We start from the raw sequence: 25,543 nt of genomic DNA, 5'->3' as shown, positions 1-25,543 counted from the left end.
CCCCGCCCAAACCATTAGAATTTGTAGACGGCAGAGGCGAGGAAGCTGCGCGGGCGTTCGGGGAGGACGATGGTGCTGCCGAACAATTCCGTGAAGTTCGCGCGGAAGTAGCGCGCGTTGGTCGCGTTCTTGACGACCACGCGGAACAGCCACGGGCCGGTCTGATACGAACTCGACAGATCGACCAGCGTATAGCCGGGCAGCCGCACCGCCTGCGACTGGCCCGAAAAGACCGAGTCCACCTTCACCACGCTGCCGCTGACCGACAGGCCGTTGTCGAAGCCATAGGTGGCGGTGGCGGAATAGAGATTGGCGGGGATGCCTGCGCGGCGGGCCTGGTCGCGGTTGTTGATCGGCACCAGGCCGATCGGCTGCCCGCCCAGATACAGCGTCGGGTTGGAGACGTTGACCAGATCCTCGATGCCGAAGAAGCTGAACAGCGAGCCGGCTTGCAGGCCGGTCAGGTTGACGACTTCCGTATGGGTATAGGCACCGGTCACGAGCAGATGACGGTCGACCGCCCAGCGGACTTCGGCCTCCACCCCCTTTGTCTCGACCGCCTGGTTGACGGTGATCGACTGGATGTTGAAGTCGGTGCGATTCTGCTTGTATACCGAAAGCGCGGCATAGAGCTTCTCGTTCAGCCAGCTTCCCTTGACGCCGCCCTCATACAGGCGGGAGGTCGACATGAAGCCGGACGCCACCGCTTCGGGCAGGACCTCGGCGCCCTGGCCGACGACGATCGTCGATTGCTGCGACGCGGTGGCATAGGGGATGAGGCCGAAGGGCAGCTTGTACGACGCGCTGGCGGTCCACGACCAGCCATCGTCGCTGCCCTTTGCAGCACTCCGGGTCGGCACCCGGTCCATCACACTCGCATCATAGCGCGACGATGCATCGACCTTGTCATAGCGGCCGCCCAGCAACAGATCGAGCCCGAAGCTGAAGTCGAGATCGACCAGCGCCGCAATGCCATAGTCCGTGGTGTGGCCGAAGACGCGATCGGTGTAACCGCAATTGCACTCGGTCGCGAGCAGCCGGTTCGACGCGGGGGTATAGCCTTGGGTCAGGTCGACACGGTGGAAATATTCATAGTCGAAATCATCGCCATAGTCGAAATTGACGTAGCGGAGCGACGGCGAGAGCTGTCCCGAAAATTTGCCGATGCTCGTTTCGATTGCCTTGGCGACGACGATCTTGTCCTCGATCACATAGGATTTGACGCGCTGCGAGAATCCGTAATCATTGTTGTTGATGTTCTGCGTATGATCGAAGAACAATTGGTTCTTGACGGTCAGATCGCTGGGTCCATCGAAGGTGATGTCGTAATAGAGCGTCGTCTGTTTGTTGTGCAGCTTGTCGTTGACGCCGGTCAGCACGTTGCGGCGGCTGAGCGTGGTGGTGCCGGTGTTGACGAGATTGAGCTGCGGATAGGTCTGGGTGAAGCAGGCGTCGGTGAAACCGCTCGCGAACGGGCTGGCCGTGCTGTTGGGGCAGGTGAAATTGCCGAAGATCGAAAGGCCGCCGGGGATCGATGCGTTGACCTCGCCCTGCGAGATCTGGCCATCGCCATTGGTGTCGAGCGGCTTGGCGGTGCCGGTGATGTAGGTGCCGTTATCGACCAGCTTCTGCGTCAGGCGGTTCCAGCCACCATTCTGCTGGCCTTTGAAATTCTGGTACTGGCCGCCGAATTCGATGCGGATGCGGTCGGTCAGCTGGTGGTCGAACGCGCCTTGCAGGATCGTCTGCTTCGTCGACATGTTGCGGTAATAGCTGCCCGAATCCTCGATTTCGGCATAAAGGCTGTAGCCGAGATCGGCGCCCGGCAGGTGCAGCGGCCCGCGCACTTCGGCGCGCAGGTTGTTGCGGTCCCAACTGCCCCCGGTATAGCTCACCTCGCCGGTCGGACGGCTCAGCAGCGCGCCGCCCGCGACCCGCGCCGATTTGGGAACGAAGTTCAGATAGCCGCCGGTCTTGGACGGGCCATAGATGGGTGAGGCTGGGCCGCGGACGATGTCGATGCGATCGGCCGCGGCGATGGGCGTCGGATAATTGCCCGCATTGTCGAGCCGACGGACGCCGCGAAAATAGGTCTCGCCCGGCGTACCGCGAATGTCGAGTGCGCCGCCGACGCCGAAGAAGGAGTTGGTGAAGGTGCCGGGCGACTGGGCAACCAGATCGTAGATGTCGGTGATACCGAAGCGCTCGATCTGCTCGTCGCTGATCGTCGAGGCGGAACGCGGGGTTTCGACCAAGGTCTTGTCGAACCCGAAGACGGAGCCGACGTCCTTGACCGGTAGCGCGTCAAGAGAGCCGGTGACCACGATCTCCGCGCCGTCCTGCGCCGGAGCCTGATTGGCGGCGACAGGTGCCGCCGCCCCGGCCTGCTGCGCAAGCGCGGGCGTGGTCATCGCCGTCCCGCTAAGCAGTGAAATGAGAATTGCGAGGCCAGTGCGGCGCACCGGCTTCGGCTTGTGCGAAATGGTCGATCGCGAGCAAGTATGCGTCATCATTGTCAGCCCCCCGTGCGGCGCCCGATCCGTTCCCCCGGACCGGTCCGCCGCCTTGATCCCCGACCTCTCCCCCGTGACCGCGTCGGTGCATGCCCGCCGCCGTCACGCAGGCCGTTCTGCGCGGCTATCGCTGGTAGCCACGTTACAATTCCGGCTTGGCGATTGACGTACGGAGCCCGATCGTTGCATTCAAACGCAATGATGACGACGATCCGTTGCAAAAATTAGAACATGCCTGCTCTCTCGCGCTTCATTCGATATTTCATGGCGGTAGGGCGGCTCGGGTCGATCCGGCGGGCCGCCGATGAACTGGCGGTGTCGGCATCGGCGATCGACCGGCAGATCCTGAATGCCGAGGCGCGGCTGGGCGTCCAGCTCTTCGAGCGGCTTCCGACCGGGCTCCGCCTGACGGCGGCGGGCGAAGTGATGATGGCGGCGGGCGGACGCTGGCAGAAGCAGCTTGGCGACACCCTGTCCCAGATCGAGGATCTGCGCGGGCTGAAACGCGGCCATGTCGACATCGCGGTGATCGACGCGCTCGCCAAGGGCTATATGCCCGCGGCGATCCATGCGATCCAGCAAAGCCATCCCGGCATCACCATCGGCGTGCACGTGCTGGGCAACGAGCAGGTCCGGCGGGCGATCGCCGCCAACGACGTCGATTTCGGCATCCTGTTCGAACCGCAATCCTATCAGGATCTGACGGTCCGGGCCTTTGTCGACGTGGTGCTGGGCATCGTTTCGCCACCCGATCATCGGCTGGCGGGCAGGCCGGATATTCGCTTCTCCGATTGCGACGGGGAGTCGGTCATCCTGCCGGCCGCGCCGCTGGCGGTGCACCAGCAGGTCTCGGTGCTGGAGGCGACCTCGGGCGTCACGCTCAACCGGCGCGTGACGTCGGATAATATCCAGATGATCGCCTCGCTGATTCAGGAGGGGGACAGTGTCGGCATTTTGACGTCGCTCGACGTGGCGACCGAGGTTCGCGCCGGCACGCTCGCCTTCACCCGCATCTCCGACAAGGTGCTGCGCCCGATGACGCTGGCCTTGTGTACCGCGACCGCCCGCACGCCCTCCTATGCCGCGGCCATGGTGATGCGCGAAATCGAAGCGGGCTTTACCCAGTTCGCCTATATCCCGCCCCGGGCCTAGCGCCGGGCGGGGCGGGCCAGCAGGCGCAGCATCAGCGCCTCCAGTTTCGTGGGGTCGATCGTGCGGATCACCTCTGCGCTCTGTTCGCCGATCCCCGGCTGATAGCCCGGGCTCCACGACAGCATGTCGCCATAATTGGGTCCGAACTGCGTGTCGTAATCGACAAAGGCGGTAACGCGCTCGGTGACGATCGTCGGATCGAGCCACACCCCCGCGGCGATCTCGTCCCACATCGGAAAGCCGGGTTCCAGCGAGCCGATCCATGCGGCAACGGCGGGGGGCGACACCGCCCGCAGCCGCGCGATCAGTGCGGGCGTCAATTCGGTCGAGGTCGAGGGATCGGCCGGGATGACCGTGATGCGCCGCCACGGGCTGCGGGACACGATGCTCGCCGCCTCGGGATCGAACCGCGCATTGAACTCGCGGCGGGGGGAGTGGACGAACTCGCGAGCGAACTGCGCGGCCGACACGCCATCCCGCATCTGCCGGGGATTGAGGCTGCCGCCCATATAGACCAGTTCCTTGGCGAGGCCGGCGAAAGCGGGATCGAGCCGCTGCGCCAGCGCGAGGTTGGTCAGCGGCCCCATGGCGATGATCGTCACTTGGCCCGGATGTTCGTGTACCATTCGCAGCAGGAAATTGGCGGCGATTTCGGGCGACGGGCGGGTAGTGGGATTGCCGCCTGGCAAATCGACGGGATCGTCCGCGCGATGATAGGGCGGGGTGCTCTGCTGGGTCGGTTCGACCCATTGCCGCATCCACGCGCCCTTCCAGATCAGCTTGCCGTACAGGGCTTCCCAGCGTTCGGTCAGCACTTCCGAATTGACCAGCGGATAGGTCGCGCCCTGGACGACGGGTACGGTCCGGCCCATCCGCTCGACGCCCTTGAGCGCCATGGCGGTGGCCCGGTTGACCCAGACATTGCCGGTCACCGTGGTGATGCCGAGCACCTCGACATCGGGAGCGTCGAGCAGCATCGCATGGCTGAGCCCGAAGCCCTCGTCGTCGATGACGACCAGCCGGCGCCTATCCTGCGCCTGCGCGGGCATCGCCGCCACCAGCAGGGCGATCAGGCCCCATAACAAAGTCCGCATCAACCTTCCCCCCGATCCCAGGCGCATTCGCCCATCACATAAGTCCGCCGCACGGTGCGGTCGTCGCCCAGCACCTGCATCGCGAACAGCCGCGCCGCCAGATCCGCCCCGGCGGTCCGCCTCGCCAGCAGCGGCGTCGCCGCTTCGTCGAGCAGGACGAAATCGGCTTCCTGTCCGGGCAGCAGCGCACCGACCCGGTCGCCGATATTGAGCAGCGCCGCGCTGCCCGCCGTCGCGAGATAGAGCGCGCGGAACGGATCGAGCTGCAACTCCCGCGCGAGCGCCGCCTGATAGGCGACCCCGGCGGTGTGCAGCATCGAGAAGGATGTGCCCGCGCCGATGTCGCTGCCCAGACCCAGCCGCAGCTTGTGGGCATCGGCCTGCCCGAAATCGAAGAAGCCCGACCCCAGGAAGAGATTGGAGGTCGGGCAGACCGCGATCCCCGCTCCGGCTTCCGCGAGCCGCGCGCAGCTTCGATCGGACAGATGGATGCCATGCGCGAACACCGATCGCGGACCGACCAGCCCGAACCGATCATAGACGTCGAGATAGTCGTGCGCGTGCGGGAAACGCTCGGCGACGGCGGCGCATTCGTGGCGGTTCTCGGCCAGATGGGTGTGCAGCAGCACATCGGGGTTCGCCTCGAGCAAGGCTGCGGCCTGCACGAGCTGTTCGTCGGACGAGGTCAGCGCGAAACGCGGCGTCACCGCATAGCCCAGCCGTCCGCGCCCGCGCCATCGGCGGATCAGCATCTCGCTGTCCGCGCGGGCGCTCTCGGGCGTGTCGCGGAGGCCTTCGGGACCGAGGTCCATCAGCACCTTGCCCGACAGGATCCGCATCCGCCGGTCGAGCGCCGCGTGGAACAGCGCGTCGACCGATCCGGGGTGGACGGTAGGAAAGACCAGGGCGCTGGTCGTGCCGTGGCGGAGCAGCTCGGTCAGGAAGGCATCGGCGACGGCGCCGGCATGGGCCGGATCGGCAAAGGCTTTCTCGGCCGGGAAGATATGGCGTTCGAGCCAGTCGAGCAGCTGTTCGCCATGCGAGGCGATGCGGTCCATCTGCGGATAATGGACGTGCGCATCGACGAAGCCGGGGACGACGAGGCCGGGGAGCTGTTCGATAGGCAGACTGGGAAAGCGCGGAGCGAGCTCCGCATGATCGCCCCGTGCGACGATTATGCCATCCTCGACCGCGAGCAGCCCGTCGGGTTCATGCCGGATCGCGCCGGGATCGTCGCGAGGGTCGGAGGACACCGAAAGGAGTTCGGCGCGAAAGAGTCGTAGGGTCATGGACATTCTATCTTGGCAGGGGCGTCGGCGTCGTTGCCGAGCGCAAGAAGCTGGGCGAGGACCGACAGCGCGATTACCTCCGGTTCCTTGCCGGGGATCGTCGCCAACCCGATGGGGCAGGTGAGCCGCGCGCGCGCCTCGCTCGGTACGCCGTCGCGCGTCAGGCGGGCGAGGAAGCGGGCGCGTTTCGTTGCCGAGCCGATCAGCCCGACAAAGGCGAGCGGCGATCGAGTCAGCGCCGCCTGGGTAAGCCGATAGTCGAGACCATGGTCATGCGTCAGGATCAGGATCGCGGCGTCGGCTGGCGCATCGGCAAGACAGGCGGGCAGGCGATCGTCATCGACGATCGTCACCCCTTCGACGTCGGCCATCACCGGGCGGCTGTCGAACCATGCGAGCCGCAGCGGCAGCCCAGTGGTCCGGCGGGCGATCGCCTGCCCGACATGGCCGGCACCGAACAAATAGACCGGTCGTTGCCATTGGCCGAGCCGTTCGGCCCATTGCGCGCCCATGCCGGGACGTTCGCCGCGCGCCGATAGCGGGACGACCTTCGCCTCCTGCGACCATTCGCGCACGATGCCAGTCGGATGAAGCGTGGTGGTCAGCGTCGCGCCGGTCGTCGCCGAGCCGATCCAGCCAAGCGCGGTGGGATCGATCCGCTCGATCAGCAGGCGTACCCGGCCGCCGCAGCATTGGCCGAGCAGCGGCCCGAGCGGGTAATCCTGGATCCGCCAGGTGCCGGGCGGATGGGCCAGGATCGCACGCGCCTGTTCGATTGCCCGATGTTCCAGGGCACCGCCGCCGATCGTGTCGAAGCATGCGTCTTCGGCGACCACCATCCGCGTGCCTGGCCCACGCGGAGCCGATCCTTCGGTGGCGAGGACCGTGATCAATGCGACCGGCTCTTCGGGCCCGAAGGCGCGCAACCGCTCCATCCATACACTATTCATGCGCGATGCGCGGCGATCGCGCGCAGGATCGCCTCCGGCGTGGCGGGGGCGTCGAGCGGAGGGAAGGCGCGCCGTTCGGCATGGGTGGCGGCGATCGCCTCGCCCAGCGCCGACAGGACGCACTGGGCCAGCATGAACGGCGGCTCGCCGACCGCTTTCGAGCGGTTGATGGTCGGCTCGACATTCTGGCCGTCCCACAGCGCGATCGACAGGCGCGGCGGGCGATCGGCGGCAGTCGGGATCTTGTAGGTGGCGGGCGAATGGGTGAGCAGTCGGCCATCCTCGGCGAAGACCAGTTCCTCGGTGGTCAGCCAGCCTTGGCCTTGCAAAAATCCGCCCTCGATCTGGCCCAGGTCGATCCCTGGGTTGAGCGAGCGGCCGACGTCATGGAGGATGTCGACGGCGAGGACGCGGTGTTCGCCGGTCAACGTGTCGATCACCACCTCGGCACACGCCGCGCCATAGGCGAAATAGTAGAAGGGGCGGCCGCGATGCGCCGCGCGGTCATAGGCGATGCCGGGCGTCGCGTAGAAGCCGGTCGAGGACAGCGACACGCGCGCCAGATGCGCCTTGCGGCACAGGGTGGCGAAGGGGATGGTCTCCTCACCCGCGACGACCCCGGCGGGCGTGAAGCGCACTGCATCCGCCGCGCACCCGCCGATCGACGCGGCCACGCCCGCCAGCCGCTCGCGGATCGCGCGCGCCGCTTCGAACGCCGCCATGCCGTTCAGGTCGGCGCCGGAGGAGGCAGCGGTGGCGGAGGTGTTGGGCACCTTGTCGGTGCGTGTTGCGGTGATGCGCACCTGCGTCACCGGTATGGCGAAGACGTCCGCCACGACCTGCGCGACCTTGATATAGAGGCCCTGGCCCATCTCGGTGCCGCCATGGTTCACCTGGATACTGCCATCGGCATAGACGTTTACCAGCGCACCCGCCTGGTTGAGATGGGTGGTGGTGAAGCTGATCCCGAACTTCACCGGGGTCAGCGCAATGCCCTTTTTCAACACGGCGTGGCGGGCGTTGAAGTCGCGGATGGCGGCGCGCCGGGCGTTATAGTCGCTGTCGCTGCGCAATCGGGCGATCAGCGCGGGCGCGATATTGTCGGCGATCGTCATGCCATAGGGCGTCACGTCGCGCCCCGGCCCGTAGAGATTGGCGATGCGCACATCGAGCGGGTCGCGGCCGAGCGCGGCGGCGACCACGTCGATCACCCGCTCGATCGCCAGCATCCCCTGCGGCCCGCCAAAGCCGCGAAAGGCGGTGGCGGAGACGGTGTGGGTCTTCAACCGTTCGGAGACGATCTCGACGGCCGGCAGCCAATAGCAATTGTCCGCATGGAACATCGCGCGGTCGTTGATGGCGGGCGACAGGTCGACTGTCGCCCCGCACCGCGACGCCAGCTTCAGTGAGAGCCCGACGATCCGACCCTCGTCGTCGAAGCCGACGTCGTAGGCGACCTCGAAATCGTGGCGCTTGCCGGTCAGCACCATGTCGTCGTCGCGGTCGCAGCGGAACTTGGCGGGCCGGCCCGTCTTGGCCGCGACCAGAGCGGCGGCGGCGGCGAAGGGGGCGGCCTGCGTCTCCTTGCCGCCGAACGCGCCGCCCATGCGACGGACCTCGACCGTGACATCGGCGGATGCGATGCCCAGCAGGTCGGCGACCAGATGCTGCACCTCGCTGGGGTGCTGGGTGGAACTGGCGATATGAACCTGGCCATCCTCGCCGGGATGGGCGAGCGCGACTTGCCCCTCCAGATAGAAATGATCCTGGCCGCCCATCGCAAACCCGCCGGACCGACGATGCGGCGCGGTGTCGAGCGCGGCGGCGGCATCGCCGCGCGCCATGCGCTGGGTCGGCTCGATCAGCGAGGCGGCGGTGCGGGCGTCGGTGATCGACAGCAGCGCGGGGCGGGGGGCATAGTCGATCCGTCCCAGCCGCGCCGCCCGCCGCGCCGCGTCCCGGCTGGTCGCGGCGACGAGGAAGACCGGCTGACCGCGATACAGGACCTCGCCATCGGCGAGCAGCCGGTCGTCATGCGCGACCGGGCTGACGTCGTTATGCCCCGGAATATCGGCGGCGGTGAACACCGCCACGACCCCCGGTGCGGCGCGCACCGCCGACAGGTCGATGGCGACGATTTCGGCATGGGTCTCGCTCGCCTGACCGAAGGCGAGGTGAAGCAGGTCGGCGGTCTCGGGTTCGTCGTCGATATAGCGTGCCGCGCCGGTAACGTGCAGAAGCGCGCTGTCATGCGGCAGCGAGGGTTTCACGATCGGCTGGGCGGCGGTGGTCGCAACGGGATCTGCCATTAGACCGCCTCCCGGACTGAAACCGGTTCGCCCTGTTCGCGGTGCCACAGCCGCCACAGCAGATTGCCCGCCGCCTCGTGCCGATAGGCCGTGCTGCCGCGCACGTCGGTCAGCGGCGCGAAGTCGTCTTGCAGCGCGGCGACGGCGTGGGTGATCGTCGCTGGTGAGAATGGCGCGCCGGTTAGCGCCGCTTCGCAGGCCGGGGCACGGCGCGGCGTCGCCGCCATGCCGCCGAACGCGACCCGTGCCTTATCGATGATGCCGTCCCGCAGCGTCAGGTGGAACGCGCCGCACACGGCGGAGATGTCGCTGTCGAACCGGCGTGACAGCTTGGCGATGTGGACGATGGCGTCGGGGGCGGGGCGGGGGATATGGATGCTCTCGACGAACTCGCCTGGCGCGCGATTCTGTTTGCCATAGTCGAGGAAATAATCCTCAAGGGCCAGCGTGCGGCGGTCATCGCCGCGGCGCAGGGTCAGCGAGGCGCCCAGCGCGATCAGCGCGGGCGGCCCGTCGCCGATCGGCGATCCGTTGGCGATGTTGCCGCCGATGGTGCCCGCATTGCGAACCTGCAGCCCGCCGATACGCCGCACCAGCTCGCCCAGATCAGGGTGCAGCCGCATGAGCGCATCATGCGCCTCGGCATAGCGGACCGCCGCGCCCAGCGTGACCCCGAAGGCCTCCTCTACGATCCCGCGCAGTTCGGGAACGTCCCCGATAAAGATCGGCGTGTCGATCGCGCGAAGCCCCTTCGTCACCCACAGCCCGACATCGGTGGCCCCGGCGATCAGCCGTGCATCGGGACGTTCGAGCAGCAGCGCGGCCAGTTCGTCGGCCGATCGCGGCGCGAACCATGTTTGACGCTCGTCGGCAGCGCCGCGCGGAGTTAGGTCGCGCAGCGTAGCAGCCAGCCGCCGGTCGTCGCGCTCGATCCCCGGCACCGCCTCCGCGGCGGCGAGGATCGGGCCATAGCCGGTGCACCGGCACAGATTGCCCGCGATCACATCGGCCACCGGCAGGGCATGTCCCGCCGCCCCCACCGCGCGGCCATAGAGCGACATGACGAAGCCCGGCGTGCAGAAACCGCATTGCGAACTGCCGTTGCGCGCCATGCACGACTGGAGCGCCGTCGGCGCTTCGCCGCACGACAGGCTTTCCACGGTCAGCACCGCCTTGCCGTCGATCATCGGCAGGAACAGGATGCAGGCATTGACCGCGCGCCAGGCGATACCCTCTCCGGCGGGCTCGCCGACGAGCACGGTGCAGGCGCCGCAATCCCCCTCCGCGCAGCCTTCCTTGGTGCCGGTGCGGCGCAGGCGATAGCGGAGATGGTCGAGCAGCGTCGCCGTCGGTTCGGCATCGGCGATCTCCACGATCGCGTCGTCCAGGAGGAAGCGGATCGTCATCGCCTTACGCCGTGCCCATCCAGGCAAAGCGGGCGACGAACAGCGCTGCCAGAAGGAACAGGAACCAGTCGGCGCGGGTCGCCTGTCCGCGCATCGCCTTCAATATGGCATGGGCGGTGATGCCGAACGCCAGTCCGTTGGCGATCGAGAAGGTCAGCGGGATCATCGCCACCGTCAGGAACGCCGGGATCGCCGCCAGCGGATCGTCCCACTTCACCTCGACCAGCGGCAGCAGCATCAGCCCGCCGACGACGATCAGCGCCGGCGCGGTGGCGGCCAGCGGCACCAGTTGCGCATAGGGGGCGGCGAACATCATCAGCAGGAACAACAGGCCGGTGACGACGGCGGTCAGACCGGTGCGCCCGCCCGCCTGCACCCCCGCCGCGCTTTCGACATAGCTGGTGACGGTGCTGGTGCCTGCCACCGCCCCGACCATCGTCGCCACCGCATCGGTCAGCAGGATACGGTTCAACCGGGGAATGCGGCCCGCCGCGTCGATCAGCCCCGCGCGCTTCGTCACGGCGACCAGTGTCCCGATATTGTCGAACAGATCGACGAACAGGAAGACGAACAGGATCTCGAACAGGCCCAGCCCATGCCGCCCGCCCGCCCCGAACACGCCGGGCAGGTCGACGCGGAACGCGGTCTCGGTCAACATGGTCAGGCTATAGGGCTCGGGCTTCACCGTGACCTGCCCGGTCATCCATGCGACGAGGGTGGTGGCGACGATGCCGATCAGCATCGCGCCGCGCACATTCCAGATGCTCAGCACCGCGATCAGCAACAGGCCGAGCAGCGCCAGCGCCGCGCCGGGCTGCGTCAACGGGCCGAGCGCGACCAGCGTCGCGGGGCTGGCGACGACGATCCCGGCGTTCCTCAAGCCGATGAAACCGATGAACAGGCCGATCCCGCCCGCCACCGCCGCGAACAGATGCGACGGGATGACCGAGACGATCAGTTGCCGTACGCCCGTCAGGGTCAGGATCAGGAAACAGAAGCCGGAGATCAGCACGCAGCCCAGCGCGACCGGCCAGGGAATGCCCATCTGCTGGACGACGGTGAAACTGAAATAGGCGTTCAGGCCCATGCCGGGCGCGAGCGCCAGCGGCACGTTGGCGACCATACCCATCAGGATCGAGGCGAAGGCGGCGGCGAAACAGGTGGCGGCGGCAACGGCCGCGACCGGCATCCCGGCCTGTCCCAGGATCGCCGGGTTGACCAGCACGATATAGGCCATGGTCAGGAAGGTGGTGGTGCCAGCCAGTATCTCGGTCCGCACCGACGTGCCGCGTTCGGCCAATTGGAAACGGCGCTCCAGCGCGGTCGTTGCCGGTTGTTCCTGTATTGCCGTATCTATCATTCCGCCCTCCGGACACCGCCCTGTGGCCCTCATGCCAGCGGGGAGCCGCTCGATCTACATCATTCAATCGCATTCATCGTTGCAAAAATGAGCGCACCCCTTTGCGGGGTGCGGCAGGGCGATCGGCCATATGGGCGCACTTTTTCCGGCAACGCGACGTGCCGGATATTGCGATGGGCGAGCCGCAGCATGGCCGATAGACAGGCCGGCAGGGGGCCTGCGCCATGTTTCGCGGGCATCATAAGGGGAAAAGCGGATGACGACCCGTTGCAAGAACGGTAGCAGACGCGCGCGCTCCGGCGCGGTGAAAACGACGATGTTGGTGTTCGTGGCGGCGATGCTCGGTGGCGCAACCGCCCCGCGCGGGACGATGACGCCCGAGGCGCGGACGGCGGCATATCTGGACAGCATCGCCGACAGTCCGCCGCAGCTTCGCATCTTTCTGCAAACCATGCCCAAGGGCGGTGACCTGCATAATCATGCCGGTGGCGCGATCTATGCCGAGGACATGCTGGCATGGGCGGCGGCGGACGGGCTGTGTCTGTCGACGGATACGGCGCGGGTGGCGCCACCGCCCTGCGATGCGCCCGGCCGGGTTGCGGCGGCGGATCTGGTTCGCGACTATCCTCGCTATGCCGCCTTTATCGACGGCTTCTCCACGCGGGGTTTCGAAGCCGGGATCGGCGATCCGCGCGTGTCGGGCTATGACCGTTTCTTCTCGACCTTCGATGCGTTCTGGCCGATTGCCGCGCGCCATGGGGGCAAGGTGATCGCGCTTGCCCGTCAACAGGCCGCGGCCGATGGCGTATCCTATGCCGAACTGAGTGGCGGTTCGGCGGCGACGCAGCCCTTGCTGGCGAAGGTCGGCGATGGCGACGTAGGGGACCTGGCTGCGCTCTACGCCAGGGTCGCCCCCGAACTGCCCGGCGCGGTCCAGGCGACGCGGACGCAATATGACGCCTACGAAGCCGAGATGGCGCGGATCGACGGGTGCGGCACACCCAGTCCGAAGCCCGCCTGCGCGACCGAGATCCGGTATCAATATGCCGCCATTCGCACCCGGCCGCCGGCACAGGTGTTCGCCGAACTCGCTTTGGGGTTCGCGCTGGTTCAGGCCGATCCGCGCTTCGTGGCGGTCAATATCGTCGCGCCCGAACATAATCCGGTCGCGCTGCGGGATTATGCCCTGCATATGAGGATGCTGCGCTTTCTGAAGGAGCGCTATCCCACGGTCCCCCTTTCCCTGCACGCGGGCGAATTGACGCTGGGGCTGGTGCCGCCGCGCGAACTGGCCTTTCATATCCACGACGCGGTGACGGTCGCGGGGGCGCGGCGGATCGGCCATGGTATCGACATTCCCTATGAAACCGATGCCCGCGCGCTGCTCGCCCGCATGGCGCGCGACCGGGTGGCGGTGGAGATCAACCTGACCAGCAACGCCGTGATCCTGGGCGTCAAGGGACGCGACCACCCCTTGTCCCTCTATCGTCAGGCGGGCGTGCCGGTGGTCCTGTCGACCGACGACGAGGGTGTCTCGCGCAGCGACATGACCAACGAATATCTGCGCGGGGTGACCGAGCAGAAGCTGCGCTACCTCGATCTCAAGCAGATGGCGCGCGATTCGGTGCACTATTCCTTCCTGCCGGGCGAGAGCCTTTGGCAGGACCGCGCTGGGGGGCCACGCGTCCCGGCCTGTCGTGTCCTTGACGCGGAGGCGTGCCGTACCTTCACCGCGAACCATGTGAAGGCGCGCATGGAGGCGCGCCTCGAACGCGATTTCGACCATTTCGAACGTCAGGCAATCCACTGATCCCCCTATGCCCAAAGCGAGCGAAAAATGTGGGCGCTGAAAGCGCAATATTGTGCTTCTGCTATCCAATTCGTCGCCGCTAACACGGCTCCCGAAGGCGGGCGGCGCCGCGCGACATCATCCGGCGGACGATCGGAGGTCGGCGCCCCGGCCAAGGGAATCACTTCCGGGGGGCAATTGATGAACTGGACGAAATGGTCGCTGCTGTCGTGTGCGACGCTGCTGACCCAGCCATGCTTGGCGCAGGTCGCGGCTCCGGCCTCGGCGTCGAACGCGTCGGCGGATGCGGGGCAGGAGGCTTACCTGCCCGACATCGTCGTCACCGCCGAAAAGCGCGAGGCGGGGTTGCAGCAGGTGCCGCAGGCGATCACCGCGCTGACCGGCGATGCGCTGGTCGCGAACAACATCAACACCTTCCAGGATCTGAGCGCGCTGGCCCCCGGCCTGACCGTCGGCAATGCCGAGGGGGAGCGCACCACGCTGTCCATTCGCGGCGTCGGGCAGGAGGCGAACCAGAATGACGTCGCCGCGCCGTCCGTCTCCTATCATCAGGACGGCGTCTATATCGTGTCGCCCTTCGCGTTGGGCGGCAACTTCCTGGATGTGGGGCGGGTCGAGGTGCTGCGCGGGCCGCAGGGGACGCTGTTCGGCCAGAACTCGACCGGCGGCGCGATCAATCTGGTCACGGTCGCGCCCGCGCTCGACCGGACCGAGGGCTATGTCGATGCGGCCTATGGATCGTTCGACTATCGCAACCTGCGATCGGCGGTGAACCTGCCCATCGGATCGACGATGGCGGTGCGCGCGACGGGAAGCTGGCTGAAGCAGGACGGCACCACGACGAACATCCGGCTGGGGCAGAAGCTGGACCAGCGCAACGACGCGGCCTGGCGGTTCCAGCTGCTGTGGAAACCCGCCGATAGCTTCCAGATCGACTTGACCGCGCAGCAATTCCGCAGCGACACCAACGGACCCGCGCGCTTTGGCCTGCTCGATCCGACCCCGCGCCGCGACGCGGACGGCGACCGGCAACTGGCGCAGGACTCGCCGTCGCACCTGTTCCTGCGCTCGCAACTGTACAGCCTCGTCGCGACCTGGGACCTGCCGGGCTTCACCGTCAAATATCTGGGCAGCCACCAGCGCGAGGATGTCCGCAAATATCGCGACAACGACTTTTCCGACGTGGCGCTGGTGGGCCCGCTGGCCGTCGAGCGCAGTTTCTATGAGCGGCAGGACCAGGCGCATCGCTCCTATACCTCCGAACTGAACCTCGTGTCGCGCACGCCTTTGTTCGGCAGCGTCGACTGGGTGCTCGGCGCCTTCTGGTTCCAGCAGAAGATCGAGGCGCATTCGTTCGAGCGGGTGGATCGCAACCGCAACGGGGTGCTCGATCCGTTCAACGCGGTCGCGAATAACGGCCTGCCGCCCGCCGGGGACATCGGTTTCCAGAGCGATTTCTTCCCCGAGCGCCGCTCCTTCTCCTTTTACGGACAGGCGACCTGGCATGCGACCGACCGGCTGCGGATGACCGGGGGGCTGCGCTATACCGATGACCGGGCGACCAACCGCAACTATAATTTCTTCACCCTGTCGACCGGCCGGCCGACCGCGCTAATCACGTCACAGGGGACGGCGGTGACGGGGCGCGCGGCGGTGGAGTTCGACCTGGGCCGCAATCGCATGGCCTATGCCTCCTATACGCGCGGGTTCAAGCCGGGCGGCAATAACCTGACCTATGGCATTGCCGACGTGGCCGAGGATCTGGTGTTCCGCACCTTCCGCCCGGAACGCATCGACGCCTATGAGCTGGGGTTGAAGGCGGACTTCCTCGACGGGCGGCTGCGCACCAATCTGGCCGGGTTCGGCTATGACTATGTCGACCTGCAATATATGACCAGCGACCCGCGCAACCGGTCGAGCGGCGTCGCCAATATCCCGCGCAGCCGCATCCTGGGCGCGGAGGCGGAAGTGACCTTCGCGCCCAGCCGCGACCTGCGGTTCAGCACCGGCCTGACCCTGCTCGACAGCAAGGTCAGCGGCCATGCCCGCGCGCTGGACAGCGTGAATGCGACGGCGGCGGAGCGCAACCTGGTCGTCAACCAGCGGCTCAGCATCTTCGCGCCCGCCGTGACGCTGGCCCGCGCGGCGGTCATCGGCGACCTGTACGGCAACCAACTCGCCAAGACGCCCGCGTTCAGCGCCACGGCGGGCGTGAACTGGGACCATCAGTTCGGCAACGGGCTGCGCGGCTATGCCTCCGGCTTGTTCATCCGGCGCGGGGCGATGCAGGCGCGCGTGTTCAACAATCCCGCGATCGACCGCATCCCCGGTTACAACCAGGTCAACCTGACCGGCGGCGTCCGATTCGGCGGCGGCTGGGATGTCAGCCTGAGCGCGCAGAACCTGTTCGACACCGACGGCATCAGCACGCGCTTCACCGACGTGTTCGGCGTCAACGCCACCTTCGACCAGCTGATCCCGCCGCGCACCGTCATCGGCCGCGTGCGGTACAGCTTCTGACCGCGCGCCGAGCGATGGGGAGACGATAGCATGACGCAGCCGACGGAAGCCGAACGCAACGCCGCCATCCTTCAGGCCGAACGCCTGGGGCTGGTCCTTCCGGCAGCGGCGCTGGACGGCGTCGTCGCCAACCAGCAATTGCTGGCGCGGCATCATGCCGTCGTGCGCGAAGCTCTGGCGGAGGACGCGGAATGAGCGCGTTGCCCGAAACCGCCTGCGCCATCGCCGCCCAGGTGCGCGAGGGGCGGCTATCGGCCCGGCAGGTCGCGACCGACACGCTCGACCGCATCGCGCGGCACGATGACCTGAACGCAGCCACCCGGCTGCTGCGGGAGCGGGCGCTGGCCGATGCGGCGCGCGTCGACGCGGTGGTCGCTACTGGGCGCGATCCCGGCCCGCTCGCAGGCGTGCCCTTTGCGGTCAAGGACCTGTTCGACGTCGCCGGGGAGACGACGACCGCCGGTGCCCGGCAACGCGCGCAGGCCCCAGCGGCGGTCCGCGATGCCGAAGTGGTCGCGCGGCTCTGCGCGGCGGGGGCGGTGCTGGTCGCGACGGCCAATATGGACGAGTTCGCCTATGGCTTCTCGACCGAGAACGGCCATTACGGCACCACCCGCAACCCGCATGATCCCGATCGGCTGGCGGGTGGCTCGTCGGGCGGATCGGCGGCGCTGGTCGGTGCGGGGCTGGTCCCGCTGGCGCTGGGATCGGATACCAACGGATCGATCCGCGTGCCCGCCAGCCTGTGTGGGATATTCGGGTTGCGACCGAGCTTCGGCGCCTTGTCGGTCGAGGGCGTCTATCCCTTTGTCGAGCGGCTCGACACGGTCGGATGCTTCGCCCGCTCGCCCGAGGATATGGCGCTGGCCCATGCGGTGATGCTCGGCGAGGCGTTGCCGCCGTTCACTGGCGGGCCGGTGCGTGTCGCGGCGCTGGGCGGATGGTTCGCCGGGCGAGCCGATGCCGCCGTCCTTGCCGGGATCGATCGGATCGCCGCGCATCTGGAGGCGGGGCCGCCTGTCGTGCTGCGCTATGCCGCCGCCGCGCGGTCAGCCGGTTTCCTGCTGACCGGGGCCGAGGGTGGCCATCGCCACCTGCCCGCGCTGCGCCGGGACGCGATGGCGTTCGATCCGGCGACGCGCGACCGGCTGATCGCGGGGGCGCTCCAGCCGGTCGCCGCCGTGCGCGATGCCGAGGCGGTCGCGGCGTGCTTCGTGGCCGAGGTCGCCGACGCGCTGGCCGAGCATGACCTGCTGCTGGCCCCCGCGACGCCGATGCCCGCACCTCGGATCGATGCGACGACGATCGTCATCGACGGCCAGACCCTGTCGGCGCGCGCCGATCTGGGCCTGCACACCCAGCCTTTGAGCCTGGCAGGCGTGCCGATCCTTTCGGTGCCGCTGGCCCAGGCTGAGGGGGTGCAGCCGATCGGCGTGCAGCTGATCGCCGCGCCGGGGCGTGAGGCGCTGTTGTTCGACACGGCGGCGGCGCTGGTCGCGGCGGGGTTGGTGGCCTGTCCGCCCGTTCCTCATCTGGCGGAGGCGGCATGATGCGCGCGACCCCCCGTTCCCTGCGCGGCATGGTCAGCGCGCCCCACCATCTGGCGGCCCAGGCCGGGCGCGACGTGCTGGCCGAGGGCGGCAGCGCGGTCGAGGCGGCGGTGGCGACCGCCGCCTGCCTGGCCGTCGTCTATCCCCACATGACCGGGATCGGCGGCGACGGCTTCTGGCTGGTCGCCGAGCAGGACGGCCGGACCTGGGCGATCGACGGCTGCGGCGCGGCCGCGATGGCAGCGGACCGCGCGCTGTACCGCGACCATGCGACCATTCCGTGGCGCGGACCCTTGGCGGCGAACACGGTCGCTGGGACCGTCGCGGGGTGGCAGGCGGCCTTGGCGCGGAGCGGCGCGACCTTGCCGCTCGACCGATTGCTGCGCGATGCCATCCACCATGCCCGGAGTGGCGTGGTCGTCACGGCGGGTGGAGCGCAGGTCGCCGCCGCCGCGTCGCCCGCGCTCTGCGACCTGCCCGGCGGCTATGCGTCCGTCTTCGAGTCCGAAGGCCGTCCGCTGGTCGAGGGGGACCTGCTCCGCCAGCCCGCGCTGGCGGCGACGCTGGAACGATTGGCGGGGGAGGGGCTGGACGGCTTCTATCGCGGCGCGCTGGCACAGCTAATCGCCGACGATCTCACCCAACTCGGCAGTCCGCTTGCGGCGGCCGACCTCGCCGCCTTCGACGCGCGCAGTGTCGCGCCGCTGGAGGTAGCAATTACCGGCGCGCGCCTGTTCAACCTGCCGCCGCCGACGCAAGGGGTGGCGTCGCTGCTGATCCTGGCGCTGTTCGACCGGCTGCGTGCCGGTGAGGCCGACGGGTTCGATCATGTCCACCGGCTGGTCGAGGCGACGAAGCAGGCGTTCCGCTGGCGCGACGCGCATGTCGGCGATCCGGCGACGATGACGCAGGATGCGCAGGCGCTGCTGCGCGATGCCGCCGCGCTGGACCGCATGGCCGGGGCGATCGACCATGACCGCGCCGCGCCATGGCCGCATGCCCCGGCGCTGGGCGACACCACCTGGTTCGGCGCGGCCGACGCGCGCGGCCAGGTCGTCAGCTGTATCCAGAGCACCTATTTCGAGTTCGGATCGGGCATCGTCCTGCCCCGGACCGGCATCGTGTGGCAGAACCGGGGATGCTCTTTCGCGCTCGACGGTGACGGCCCCAACCGGCTGCGCCCCGCTGCGCGACCCTTCCACACGCTGAACCCGGCGCTAGCGCGGTTCGACGATGGCCGGGTCATGGCGTACGGCACGATGGGCGGCGAGGGACAGCCGCAGACCCAGGCGGCGATCTTCACCCGCCATGCGCTGTTCGGCCAGCCCTTGCAGGCGGCAGTCGATGCGCCGCGCTGGCTATTGGGGCGGACCTGGGGCGATCAGAGCACGACGCTGAAGATCGAGGCGGGGTTCGATCCGGTGCTGTACGAACAATTGGCGGCGGCGGGCCATGCGGTCGAACGCGTGCCCGGCTGGTCGTCGATGATGGGCCATGCCGGGGCGATCCTGCGCCATCCCGGCGGGATGATCGAGGGCGCGGCCGATCCGCGCAGCGACGGGATGGTGGCGACATGGTGACGACGACCGCATCCGGCGCGCGCGCGGTGGCGCGCTGCCTCGAGCTGTTGCGGGCGCCTTATAGCGACCGGGCGGACCGGCTGTTTCGCGGCTGGCTGACGCCTGCCTATCGCGCGACGATCGAACGCGTCGGGGCATGGATGGAGGCGGCGGGCATGACGGTCCGCCATGACGCCGCCGTCAACTTGATCGGCCGCTATGAGGGCACGCGCCCGGACGCACCCGCGCTGGTGATCGGCAGCCATCTCGACAGCGTGCGCGACGCGGGGGCCTATGACGGGCCGCTGGGCGTGATGCTGGGCATCGAATGCGTCGCCGCGCTTCATGCCGAGGGGCGCAGACTGCCCTTCGCGATCGAGGTGATCGGCTTTGGCGACGAAGAGGGATCGCGCTTTCCCGCCGCGATGCTGGGCAGCCGCGCGGTGGCGGGCACGCTGGCGCCCGACGCGGCCGACATGGCCGATGCGGCGGGGATCAGCGTCGATACCGCACTGCGTGAGTTCGGCAGCCAGGCCGCCGCGCTCACCACCGCACGTCGCGCGCCGGGCTCGATGCTCGCCTATCTGGAAGCGCATATCGAACAGGGGCCGGTGCTGGAGGCGGAGGGGCTGGCACTGGGCGTCGTGACCGGCATCGCTGCGCAACTCCGGCTCGAAGTGACGGTGAACGGTATCGCGGGTCATGCCGGGACCGTCACCATGCCCCTGCGCCGCGACGCGCTGGCCGCCGCCGCGCGGATGGTGTCGGCGGTCGAGGACATTGCGGTCGCCGCCGCCTCCGATCTGGTCGCAACGGTTGGCCGGATCGAGGTCGCGCCGGGGGCGGCGAACGTGATCGCGGGCGAGGTGCGCTTCACCGTCGACATTCGCGCAGGCGCGACCGACCGCCGCGACCGCGCCGCCGCCGCGATCGGCGCGGCCATGGAGGCCATCGCGCGCGATCGGGGCGTGACCCTCACCGTCGCGACGGTCCACGACCTGCCGCCATGCCCGTGCGATGCGGGGCTAATGGATCTGCTCGACGCGGCGGTCGTCGCCACCGGACAGGTGTCGCGTCGGCTGATGTCGGGCGCGGGGCATGACGCGATGGCGATGGTCGCGCTGGGGCCGGTCGCGATGCTGTTCCTGCGCTGTGCCGGGGGGATCAGCCACAACCCGGCCGAACATGTCGACCCGGCCGATGCCGATGCCGCCTTTGCCGCGATGCGCGGCTTTATCGACCGATTGGGAGAAGATTATCGTGACGCCTGACCTTTTCGGCGAGATCGATCCGCCGCAGCGGCTGCTGATGGGGCCGGGGCCGGTCAACGCCCATCCGCGCGTGCTGCGCGCGATGAGCGCGGACCTGCTCGGCCAATTCGATCCGGAAATGACCGGCTATATGAACCAGGTGATGGCGCTGTACCGGCCGGTGTTCGGGACCGAGAACCACTGGACCTTCCTGATCGACGGCACCGCGCGCGCAGCGATCGAGGCGTCTTTGGTCTCGCTGCTCGCGCCGGGGGACCGATTGCTGGTCGTCGATTTCGGCCGCTTCGGGCTGTTGCTGCAGGAGATTGGCGAGCGGATCGGCGCGCAGGTCGAGCGGCTGTCGGTCCCCTGGGGGCAGACCGTGCCGCTCGACGCCATCGCGGACGCGATCGAGCGGACCGCGCCGATGGTCGTCGCCTGCGTCCATGGCGACACCTCGACCACCATGGCGCAGCCGCTCGACGGGGTGGGGGCGCTGGCACAAGCGGCGGGCGCGTATCTCTACGTCGATGCGACCGCGACGATCGGCGGGATGGAGATCGCCACCGACCGTTGGGGCGCGGACATCGTCACCGGCGGCTTGCAGAAATGCCTGGGCGGCCCGTCGGGATCGGCCCCGATCACCGTCTCGCCCCGCGCCGCCGAACGCATCCTGGGCCGCCGTCATGTCGAAAAGGGCATTCGCCGCGACGACATTGTCGATGCGGGCGGGGTGCGGATCGGCACCAACTATTTCGACCTCGCCATGATCATGGACTATTGGTCGGAGAAGCGGCTGAACCACCATACCGAAGCGACGACGATGCTCTACGGCGCGCGCGAATGCGCCCGCGTGGCGCTGGGCGAGGGGCTGGAGGCGCGGTTCGCGCGCCATGCGGCGGCGGGCCGGGCGGTGGTGGCCGGGGCCCGCGCGCTGGGGCTGGAGGTGTTCGGCGACGACCGTTTCCGCATGACCAACGTCACCGGCATCCATATCCCGCAAGGCGTCGATGGCGAGCGGGTGCGCGCCCGGATGCGCGAGGATTTCGAGATCGAGATCGGCACCGCCTTCGGCCCGCTCCAGGGCAAGGTCTGGCGGATCGGCGCGATGGGCTACAACGCGATGAAGCACAAGGTGCTGCTGACGCTCGCCGCGCTGGAGGCGGTGTTGCGGGCAGAGGGGATGATATTGCCCTCCGGCGCCGGGGTCGATGCCGCGCTCGAAAGCTATGCCGCATGACCGCGCCGCGCGATCTGGTCGGCTATGGCGCGTCGCCGCCCGATCCCCGCTGGCCCGGCGGCGCGCGCATCGCGGTGCAGTTCGTCGTCAATGTCGAGGAAGGCGCGGAGAACAGCGTCCTGAACGGCGATGCCGGGTCGGAGGCGTTCCTGTCGGAGATGGTCGGCGCGGCCAGCCATCCCGCGCGCGCCATGGCGATGGAAAGCCTGTACGAATATGGCGCGCGCGCCGGTTTCTGGCGGCTGCACCGTCTGTTCGCCGAGCGGCAGGTGCCGGTCACGGCCTTTGCCGTCGCCACCGCCATGGCCGCCAATCCGGCGACGGTCGATGCGATGCTGGCCGCCGATTGGGAAATCGCCAGCCACGGCTATCGCTGGATCGACTATCAATATGTCCCGCCCGAGGTGGAGCGCGCGCATATCGCCGAGGCGATCGCGCTGCACACCCGACTGACCGGCACGCGCCCGCTCGGCTGGTATCAGGGGCGGACCTCGCCCGCGACCGCCGCGCTGGTCGCCGCCGAGGGCGGGTTCGTCTATGACGCCGACAGCTATGCCGACGACCTGCCTTATTGGGATCGTCGCCATGCCGGGGCGAATGGCGGGCGGGCGCAGCTGATCGTGCCCTATACGCTCGACGCCAATGACATGAAGTTCGTCGCCTATAACGGCTTTGCCGATGGCGAGCCCTTTTTCCGCTATCTGCGCGACACGTTCGAACAGTTGCGGGCTGAGGGCGGGCGGATGATGTCGGTGGGCTTGCACGGGCGCATCGTCGGACGGCCGGCCCGCGCGGCGGCGCTGGCCCGCTTCGTCGACCATGTGATCGCCAGCGGCGACGCGTGGATCGCGCGCCGCATCGATATCGCGCGACACTGGCAACAGGTGCACCCGGCATGACGATCGACGATCCGCAAGTGGTGGCCGAGGTAATGGCCGCCTTCACCGCTTATGAAGCCGCGCTGATGGCCGATGACGTGCCCGCGATGGACCGGCTGTTCCACGATCATCCGACCACGATCCGCTATGGCGTCGGCGAGGTGCTGTATGGCGCGGAGGCCATTCGCGCCTTTCGCAAGGGGCGGGGCGGATCGCCGCAGCGTCGGCTCGGAACAGTCGCCATCCATGCCTTTGGCCGCGACCATGCCACCGCCAACGCCGAATTCTTCCGCGAAGGCGATGCCCGGCGCGGGCGGCAGAGCCAGACCTGGGTGCGCTTTCCCGATGGGTGGAAGGTCGTCGCCGCGCATGTCTCGATCGAGAGGGCGGGATCATGACCGATAGCGATTTCAATACCATGTCGAGCGAGGCCTTCGTCGCGCGCTATGCGAGCGTGGTCGAGCATTCGCCCTGGGTGGTGGAGCGCGCGGCGGCGCGGCGGCCCTTTGCCGATCTGGCGGAGGGGATCGTGGCGGTGCTTGCCGACGCCACGCCCGAAGAGCGGCTGTCGGTGATCCGCGCCCATCCCGAACTGGCGGGGCGCGCGGCGATCGCGGGCACGCTGACCGAGGAGTCGCGCAGCGAGCAGGCCTCGGCCGGGCTGGACCGCATGACCCGGGAAGAGTTTGAGCGCTTCCATGCGCTGAACGCCGCCTATGGCGAGCGGTTCGGCTTTCCCTTCGTCATCTGTGTCCGGCGGACCGACCGGGCGGGCATATTGCGCGCCATGGCCGAGCGGCTGTCCAACGACCGCGAGGCCGAGGTCGAAACCGCGCTGGCCGAGATCGGCCATATTGTCCGCCTGCGACTGGAGACCCTGGCATGACCCCACCCATCGGCCTGGCCGCGCTGGCCCAGCAAGTCGCGACCGATCTCGAACGCCTGGCGCATGGCGGCCCCGCCTGGACGGTGCCGCAGCCCATGGCGGAGGGCCATGTCCATGACGTTATCATCGTCGGCGGCGGACAGAGTGGTCTGGGCGCGGCGTTCGGGCTGTTGCGCGAGCGTGTGTCGGACATCCTCGTCCTCGACGAAAACCCGGCGGGTTATGAGGGGCCGTGGGACACCTATGCGCGGATGATGACGCTACGCACGCCCAAGCATCTGACCGCGATCGACCTGGGCATCCCCTCGCTCACTTTCCGCGCCTTTTGGGAGGCGCAGCATGGCGCGGAGGGATGGGACGCGCTGGACAAGATCCCGCGCCGCGACTGGATGGCCTATCTGCGCTGGTATCGCGCCGTCCTGAACCTGCCGGTGCGCAACGAGGTGCGGGTGACGCTGATCGAGCCGCTGGGCGGGCGATTCCGCGTCCACCTCGCGGACGGTGCGCCGCTGCTCGCGCGCAAGGTCGTGCTGGCGACCGGCATCCAGGGGGGCGGCAACTGGCACGTGCCCGAACTGGTGCGCGATCGGCTGCCCGCGACCCGCTATGCCCATACGTCCGCTTCGATCGACTATGCGGGGCTGGCCGGAAAGCGCATCGCGTTGCTGGGGGCGGGGGCCTCGGCGTTCGACAATGCCCATGCCGCCCTGTCCGCCGGGGTGGCCGAGGCGCATGTCTTCGTCCGCCGCCCGGAACTGCCGCGCGTCAATCCGATCCGGCATATGGAGCGCAGCGGGATCATCGGCCGCTTCCCCGCGCTGGACGATGCCGCCAAATACCGGATGATGGTCGCCTTTTTCGACCGCAGCCAGCCGCCGACCAACGACACTTTCGACCGCGCGTCGGCGCTGCCCGGCTTTCACCTGCATCTCGGCACGCCGTGGCTGGACGTGGCGGACACCGGCGATGCGGTCGCGGTCACCACCCCGCGCGGGACTGAGACGTTCGACTTCCTCGTCCTGTCGACCGGGCTGGTCACCGACCCGGCGCTGCGCCCCGAACTGGCGCTGGTCGCCGACGGCATTGCGCGCTGGTCCGACCGCTATCGCCCGGCGGAGGCGTCGCATTCGCTGATCGATGCGCATCCCTATCTGGGGCCGCAATTCCAGCTGTTGCCGCGCACGCCCGACGATGCGGCGGCGCTGCACGGGCTGTTCGCGTTCAACTATTCGGGACTCATCAGCCTCGGCCTGTCGGCCTCCGCGCTGTCGGGACTGCGCCACGCCTTGCCCCGGCTGGTGGCGGGGGTGGCCGACCAGCTGTTCCTCGACGACCGCGATGCGATGATCGCCGCCTATCTCGACTATGACGAGCCCGAATTTATCGGGGCATGGCCGCGCACGGGGGCGGTGGCATGAGCGCGACCCTGTCCACCCATGTCCTCGACACCGCGCATGGCCGACCGGCGGCGGGCATCGCCGTCACGCTGCTCGACGGCGACGGGGTGCGGTTGTTCGACGGCGTGACCAATGCCGATGGGCGCTGTCCCGCGCTGGCCGCCGTGCCGGTCTCGCCGGGACGTCATGCATTGTGCTTCGCGGTCGCCGACTATTTTCGCGCCGCCGGAGTGGAACTGCCCGATCCACCCTTTCTCGACCGGGTGACGATCGGTTTCGGCATCGCGCCGGAGGGGGGGCATTATCACGTGCCGCTGCTCGTCTCGCCCTACAGCTATTCCACCTATCGGGGCAGTTGATCCCGTTCCTTTCCGCCGGAG

20 protein-coding genes are annotated in these 25,543 nt (G+C 68.3%); 13 read left to right on the top strand and 7 right to left on the bottom strand.

Annotated features, from left to right (window positions below; translation table 11 throughout):
• Positions 1–14: 14 nt before the first annotated feature.
• Positions 15–2,411, bottom strand: coding sequence for a TonB-dependent siderophore receptor (locus NZL82_RS14800; RefSeq protein WP_261270521.1), 2,397 nt, complete (start codon positions 2,409–2,411; stop codon positions 15–17).
• A gap of 333 nt (positions 2,412–2,744) precedes the next feature.
• Between NZL82_RS14800 and NZL82_RS14795 the strand changes: the two genes are divergently transcribed.
• The gene (locus tag NZL82_RS14795; RefSeq protein ID WP_261270520.1) at positions 2,745–3,665 is read left to right on the top strand and encodes a LysR family transcriptional regulator; all 921 of its coding nucleotides are present in this window, start codon (positions 2,745–2,747) and stop codon (positions 3,663–3,665) included.
• Here NZL82_RS14795 and NZL82_RS14790 read toward each other — a convergent pair.
• The 6 genes from NZL82_RS14790 to NZL82_RS14765 are packed head-to-tail and all read right to left on the bottom strand — an operon-like array spanning position 3,662 to position 12,073.
• Positions 3,662–4,759 carry a nucleoside hydrolase gene (locus NZL82_RS14790; RefSeq protein WP_261270519.1) on the bottom strand — a complete coding sequence of 366 codons (1,098 nt, stop codon included), beginning with the start codon at positions 4,757–4,759 and terminating at the stop codon, positions 3,662–3,664. The two genes, NZL82_RS14795 and NZL82_RS14790, sit on opposite strands and share 4 nt — an antisense overlap.
• On the bottom strand, positions 4,759–6,048 hold the full coding sequence (gene guaD / locus NZL82_RS14785; protein ID WP_261270518.1) for a guanine deaminase: 1,290 nt from the start codon (positions 6,046–6,048) through the stop codon (positions 4,759–4,761). Before guaD ends, NZL82_RS14790 begins: the two co-directional genes overlap by 1 nt.
• The gene (gene xdhC / locus NZL82_RS14780) at positions 6,045–6,998 is read right to left on the bottom strand and encodes a xanthine dehydrogenase accessory protein XdhC (RefSeq protein WP_261270517.1); all 954 of its coding nucleotides are present in this window, start codon (positions 6,996–6,998) and stop codon (positions 6,045–6,047) included. Before xdhC ends, guaD begins: the two co-directional genes overlap by 4 nt.
• A complete protein-coding gene (gene xdhB, locus NZL82_RS14775; protein ID WP_261270516.1) occupies positions 6,995–9,307 on the bottom strand; it encodes a xanthine dehydrogenase molybdopterin binding subunit in 2,313 nt (770 codons plus the stop codon). Before xdhB ends, xdhC begins: the two co-directional genes overlap by 4 nt.
• Complete coding sequence (xdhA, locus tag NZL82_RS14770) at positions 9,307–10,713, bottom strand: xanthine dehydrogenase small subunit (RefSeq protein WP_261270515.1); 1,407 nt, start codon at positions 10,711–10,713, stop codon at positions 9,307–9,309. The genes xdhB and xdhA overlap by 1 nt, the downstream gene beginning before the upstream one ends.
• 4 nt (positions 10,714–10,717) lie before the next feature.
• Positions 10,718–12,073: an NCS2 family permease gene (locus NZL82_RS14765; RefSeq protein ID WP_261270514.1), complete on the bottom strand. Its 1,356-nt coding sequence runs from the start codon at positions 12,071–12,073 to the stop codon at positions 10,718–10,720.
• A 304-nt stretch (positions 12,074–12,377) separates the two neighbouring features.
• Here NZL82_RS14765 and NZL82_RS14760 point away from each other — a divergent pair, with 304 nt between their 5' ends.
• The 12 genes from NZL82_RS14760 (at position 12,378) to uraH (ending at position 25,522) form a co-directional block, all read left to right on the top strand.
• On the top strand, positions 12,378–13,883 hold the full coding sequence (locus NZL82_RS14760) for an adenosine deaminase (protein WP_261270513.1): 1,506 nt from the start codon (positions 12,378–12,380) through the stop codon (positions 13,881–13,883).
• A 180-nt stretch (positions 13,884–14,063) separates the two neighbouring features.
• Positions 14,064–16,403, top strand: a complete 2,340-nt coding sequence (locus NZL82_RS14755) for a TonB-dependent receptor (RefSeq protein WP_261270512.1) — start codon at positions 14,064–14,066, stop codon at positions 16,401–16,403.
• A 30-nt stretch (positions 16,404–16,433) separates the two neighbouring features.
• The gene (locus NZL82_RS14750; protein WP_261270511.1) at positions 16,434–16,598 is read left to right on the top strand and encodes a hypothetical protein; all 165 of its coding nucleotides are present in this window, start codon (positions 16,434–16,436) and stop codon (positions 16,596–16,598) included.
• Complete coding sequence (locus tag NZL82_RS14745; protein WP_261270510.1) at positions 16,595–17,953, top strand: AtzE family amidohydrolase; 1,359 nt, start codon at positions 16,595–16,597, stop codon at positions 17,951–17,953. The genes NZL82_RS14750 and NZL82_RS14745 overlap by 4 nt, the downstream gene beginning before the upstream one ends.
• A complete protein-coding gene (locus tag NZL82_RS14740; RefSeq protein ID WP_261270509.1) occupies positions 17,953–19,533 on the top strand; it encodes a gamma-glutamyltransferase family protein in 1,581 nt (526 codons plus the stop codon). The genes NZL82_RS14745 and NZL82_RS14740 overlap by 1 nt, the downstream gene beginning before the upstream one ends.
• Positions 19,527–20,783: an allantoate amidohydrolase gene (locus NZL82_RS14735; RefSeq protein ID WP_261270508.1), complete on the top strand. Its 1,257-nt coding sequence runs from the start codon at positions 19,527–19,529 to the stop codon at positions 20,781–20,783. The genes NZL82_RS14740 and NZL82_RS14735 overlap by 7 nt, the downstream gene beginning before the upstream one ends.
• Positions 20,784–20,820: 37 nt before the next feature.
• A complete protein-coding gene (locus tag NZL82_RS14730; protein ID WP_261270537.1) occupies positions 20,821–22,002 on the top strand; it encodes an alanine--glyoxylate aminotransferase family protein in 1,182 nt (393 codons plus the stop codon).
• Positions 21,999–22,901: an allantoinase PuuE gene (puuE, locus tag NZL82_RS14725; protein ID WP_261270507.1), complete on the top strand. Its 903-nt coding sequence runs from the start codon at positions 21,999–22,001 to the stop codon at positions 22,899–22,901. Before NZL82_RS14730 ends, puuE begins: the two co-directional genes overlap by 4 nt.
• Positions 22,898–23,278, top strand: coding sequence for an oxalurate catabolism protein HpxZ (hpxZ, locus tag NZL82_RS14720; protein ID WP_261270506.1), 381 nt, complete (start codon positions 22,898–22,900; stop codon positions 23,276–23,278). Before puuE ends, hpxZ begins: the two co-directional genes overlap by 4 nt.
• Positions 23,275–23,766, top strand: coding sequence for a 2-oxo-4-hydroxy-4-carboxy-5-ureidoimidazoline decarboxylase (gene uraD / locus NZL82_RS14715; RefSeq protein ID WP_261270505.1), 492 nt, complete (start codon positions 23,275–23,277; stop codon positions 23,764–23,766). The genes hpxZ and uraD overlap by 4 nt, the downstream gene beginning before the upstream one ends.
• Positions 23,763–25,184, top strand: a complete 1,422-nt coding sequence (locus tag NZL82_RS14710; protein ID WP_261270504.1) for an FAD/NAD(P)-binding protein — start codon at positions 23,763–23,765, stop codon at positions 25,182–25,184. Before uraD ends, NZL82_RS14710 begins: the two co-directional genes overlap by 4 nt.
• Positions 25,181–25,522: a hydroxyisourate hydrolase gene (gene uraH, locus NZL82_RS14705; protein ID WP_261270503.1), complete on the top strand. Its 342-nt coding sequence runs from the start codon at positions 25,181–25,183 to the stop codon at positions 25,520–25,522. Before NZL82_RS14710 ends, uraH begins: the two co-directional genes overlap by 4 nt.
• The last annotated feature ends 21 nt before the right edge of the window (positions 25,523–25,543 follow it).

The sequence above is a fragment of the Sphingomonas sp. LC-1 genome (assembly GCF_025371035.1).
Classification (GTDB): domain Bacteria; phylum Pseudomonadota; class Alphaproteobacteria; order Sphingomonadales; family Sphingomonadaceae; genus Sphingomonas; species Sphingomonas sanguinis_E.
Note: the sequence above shows the minus strand (reverse complement) of the source record. Positions and strands in the feature narration are given on the sequence as shown.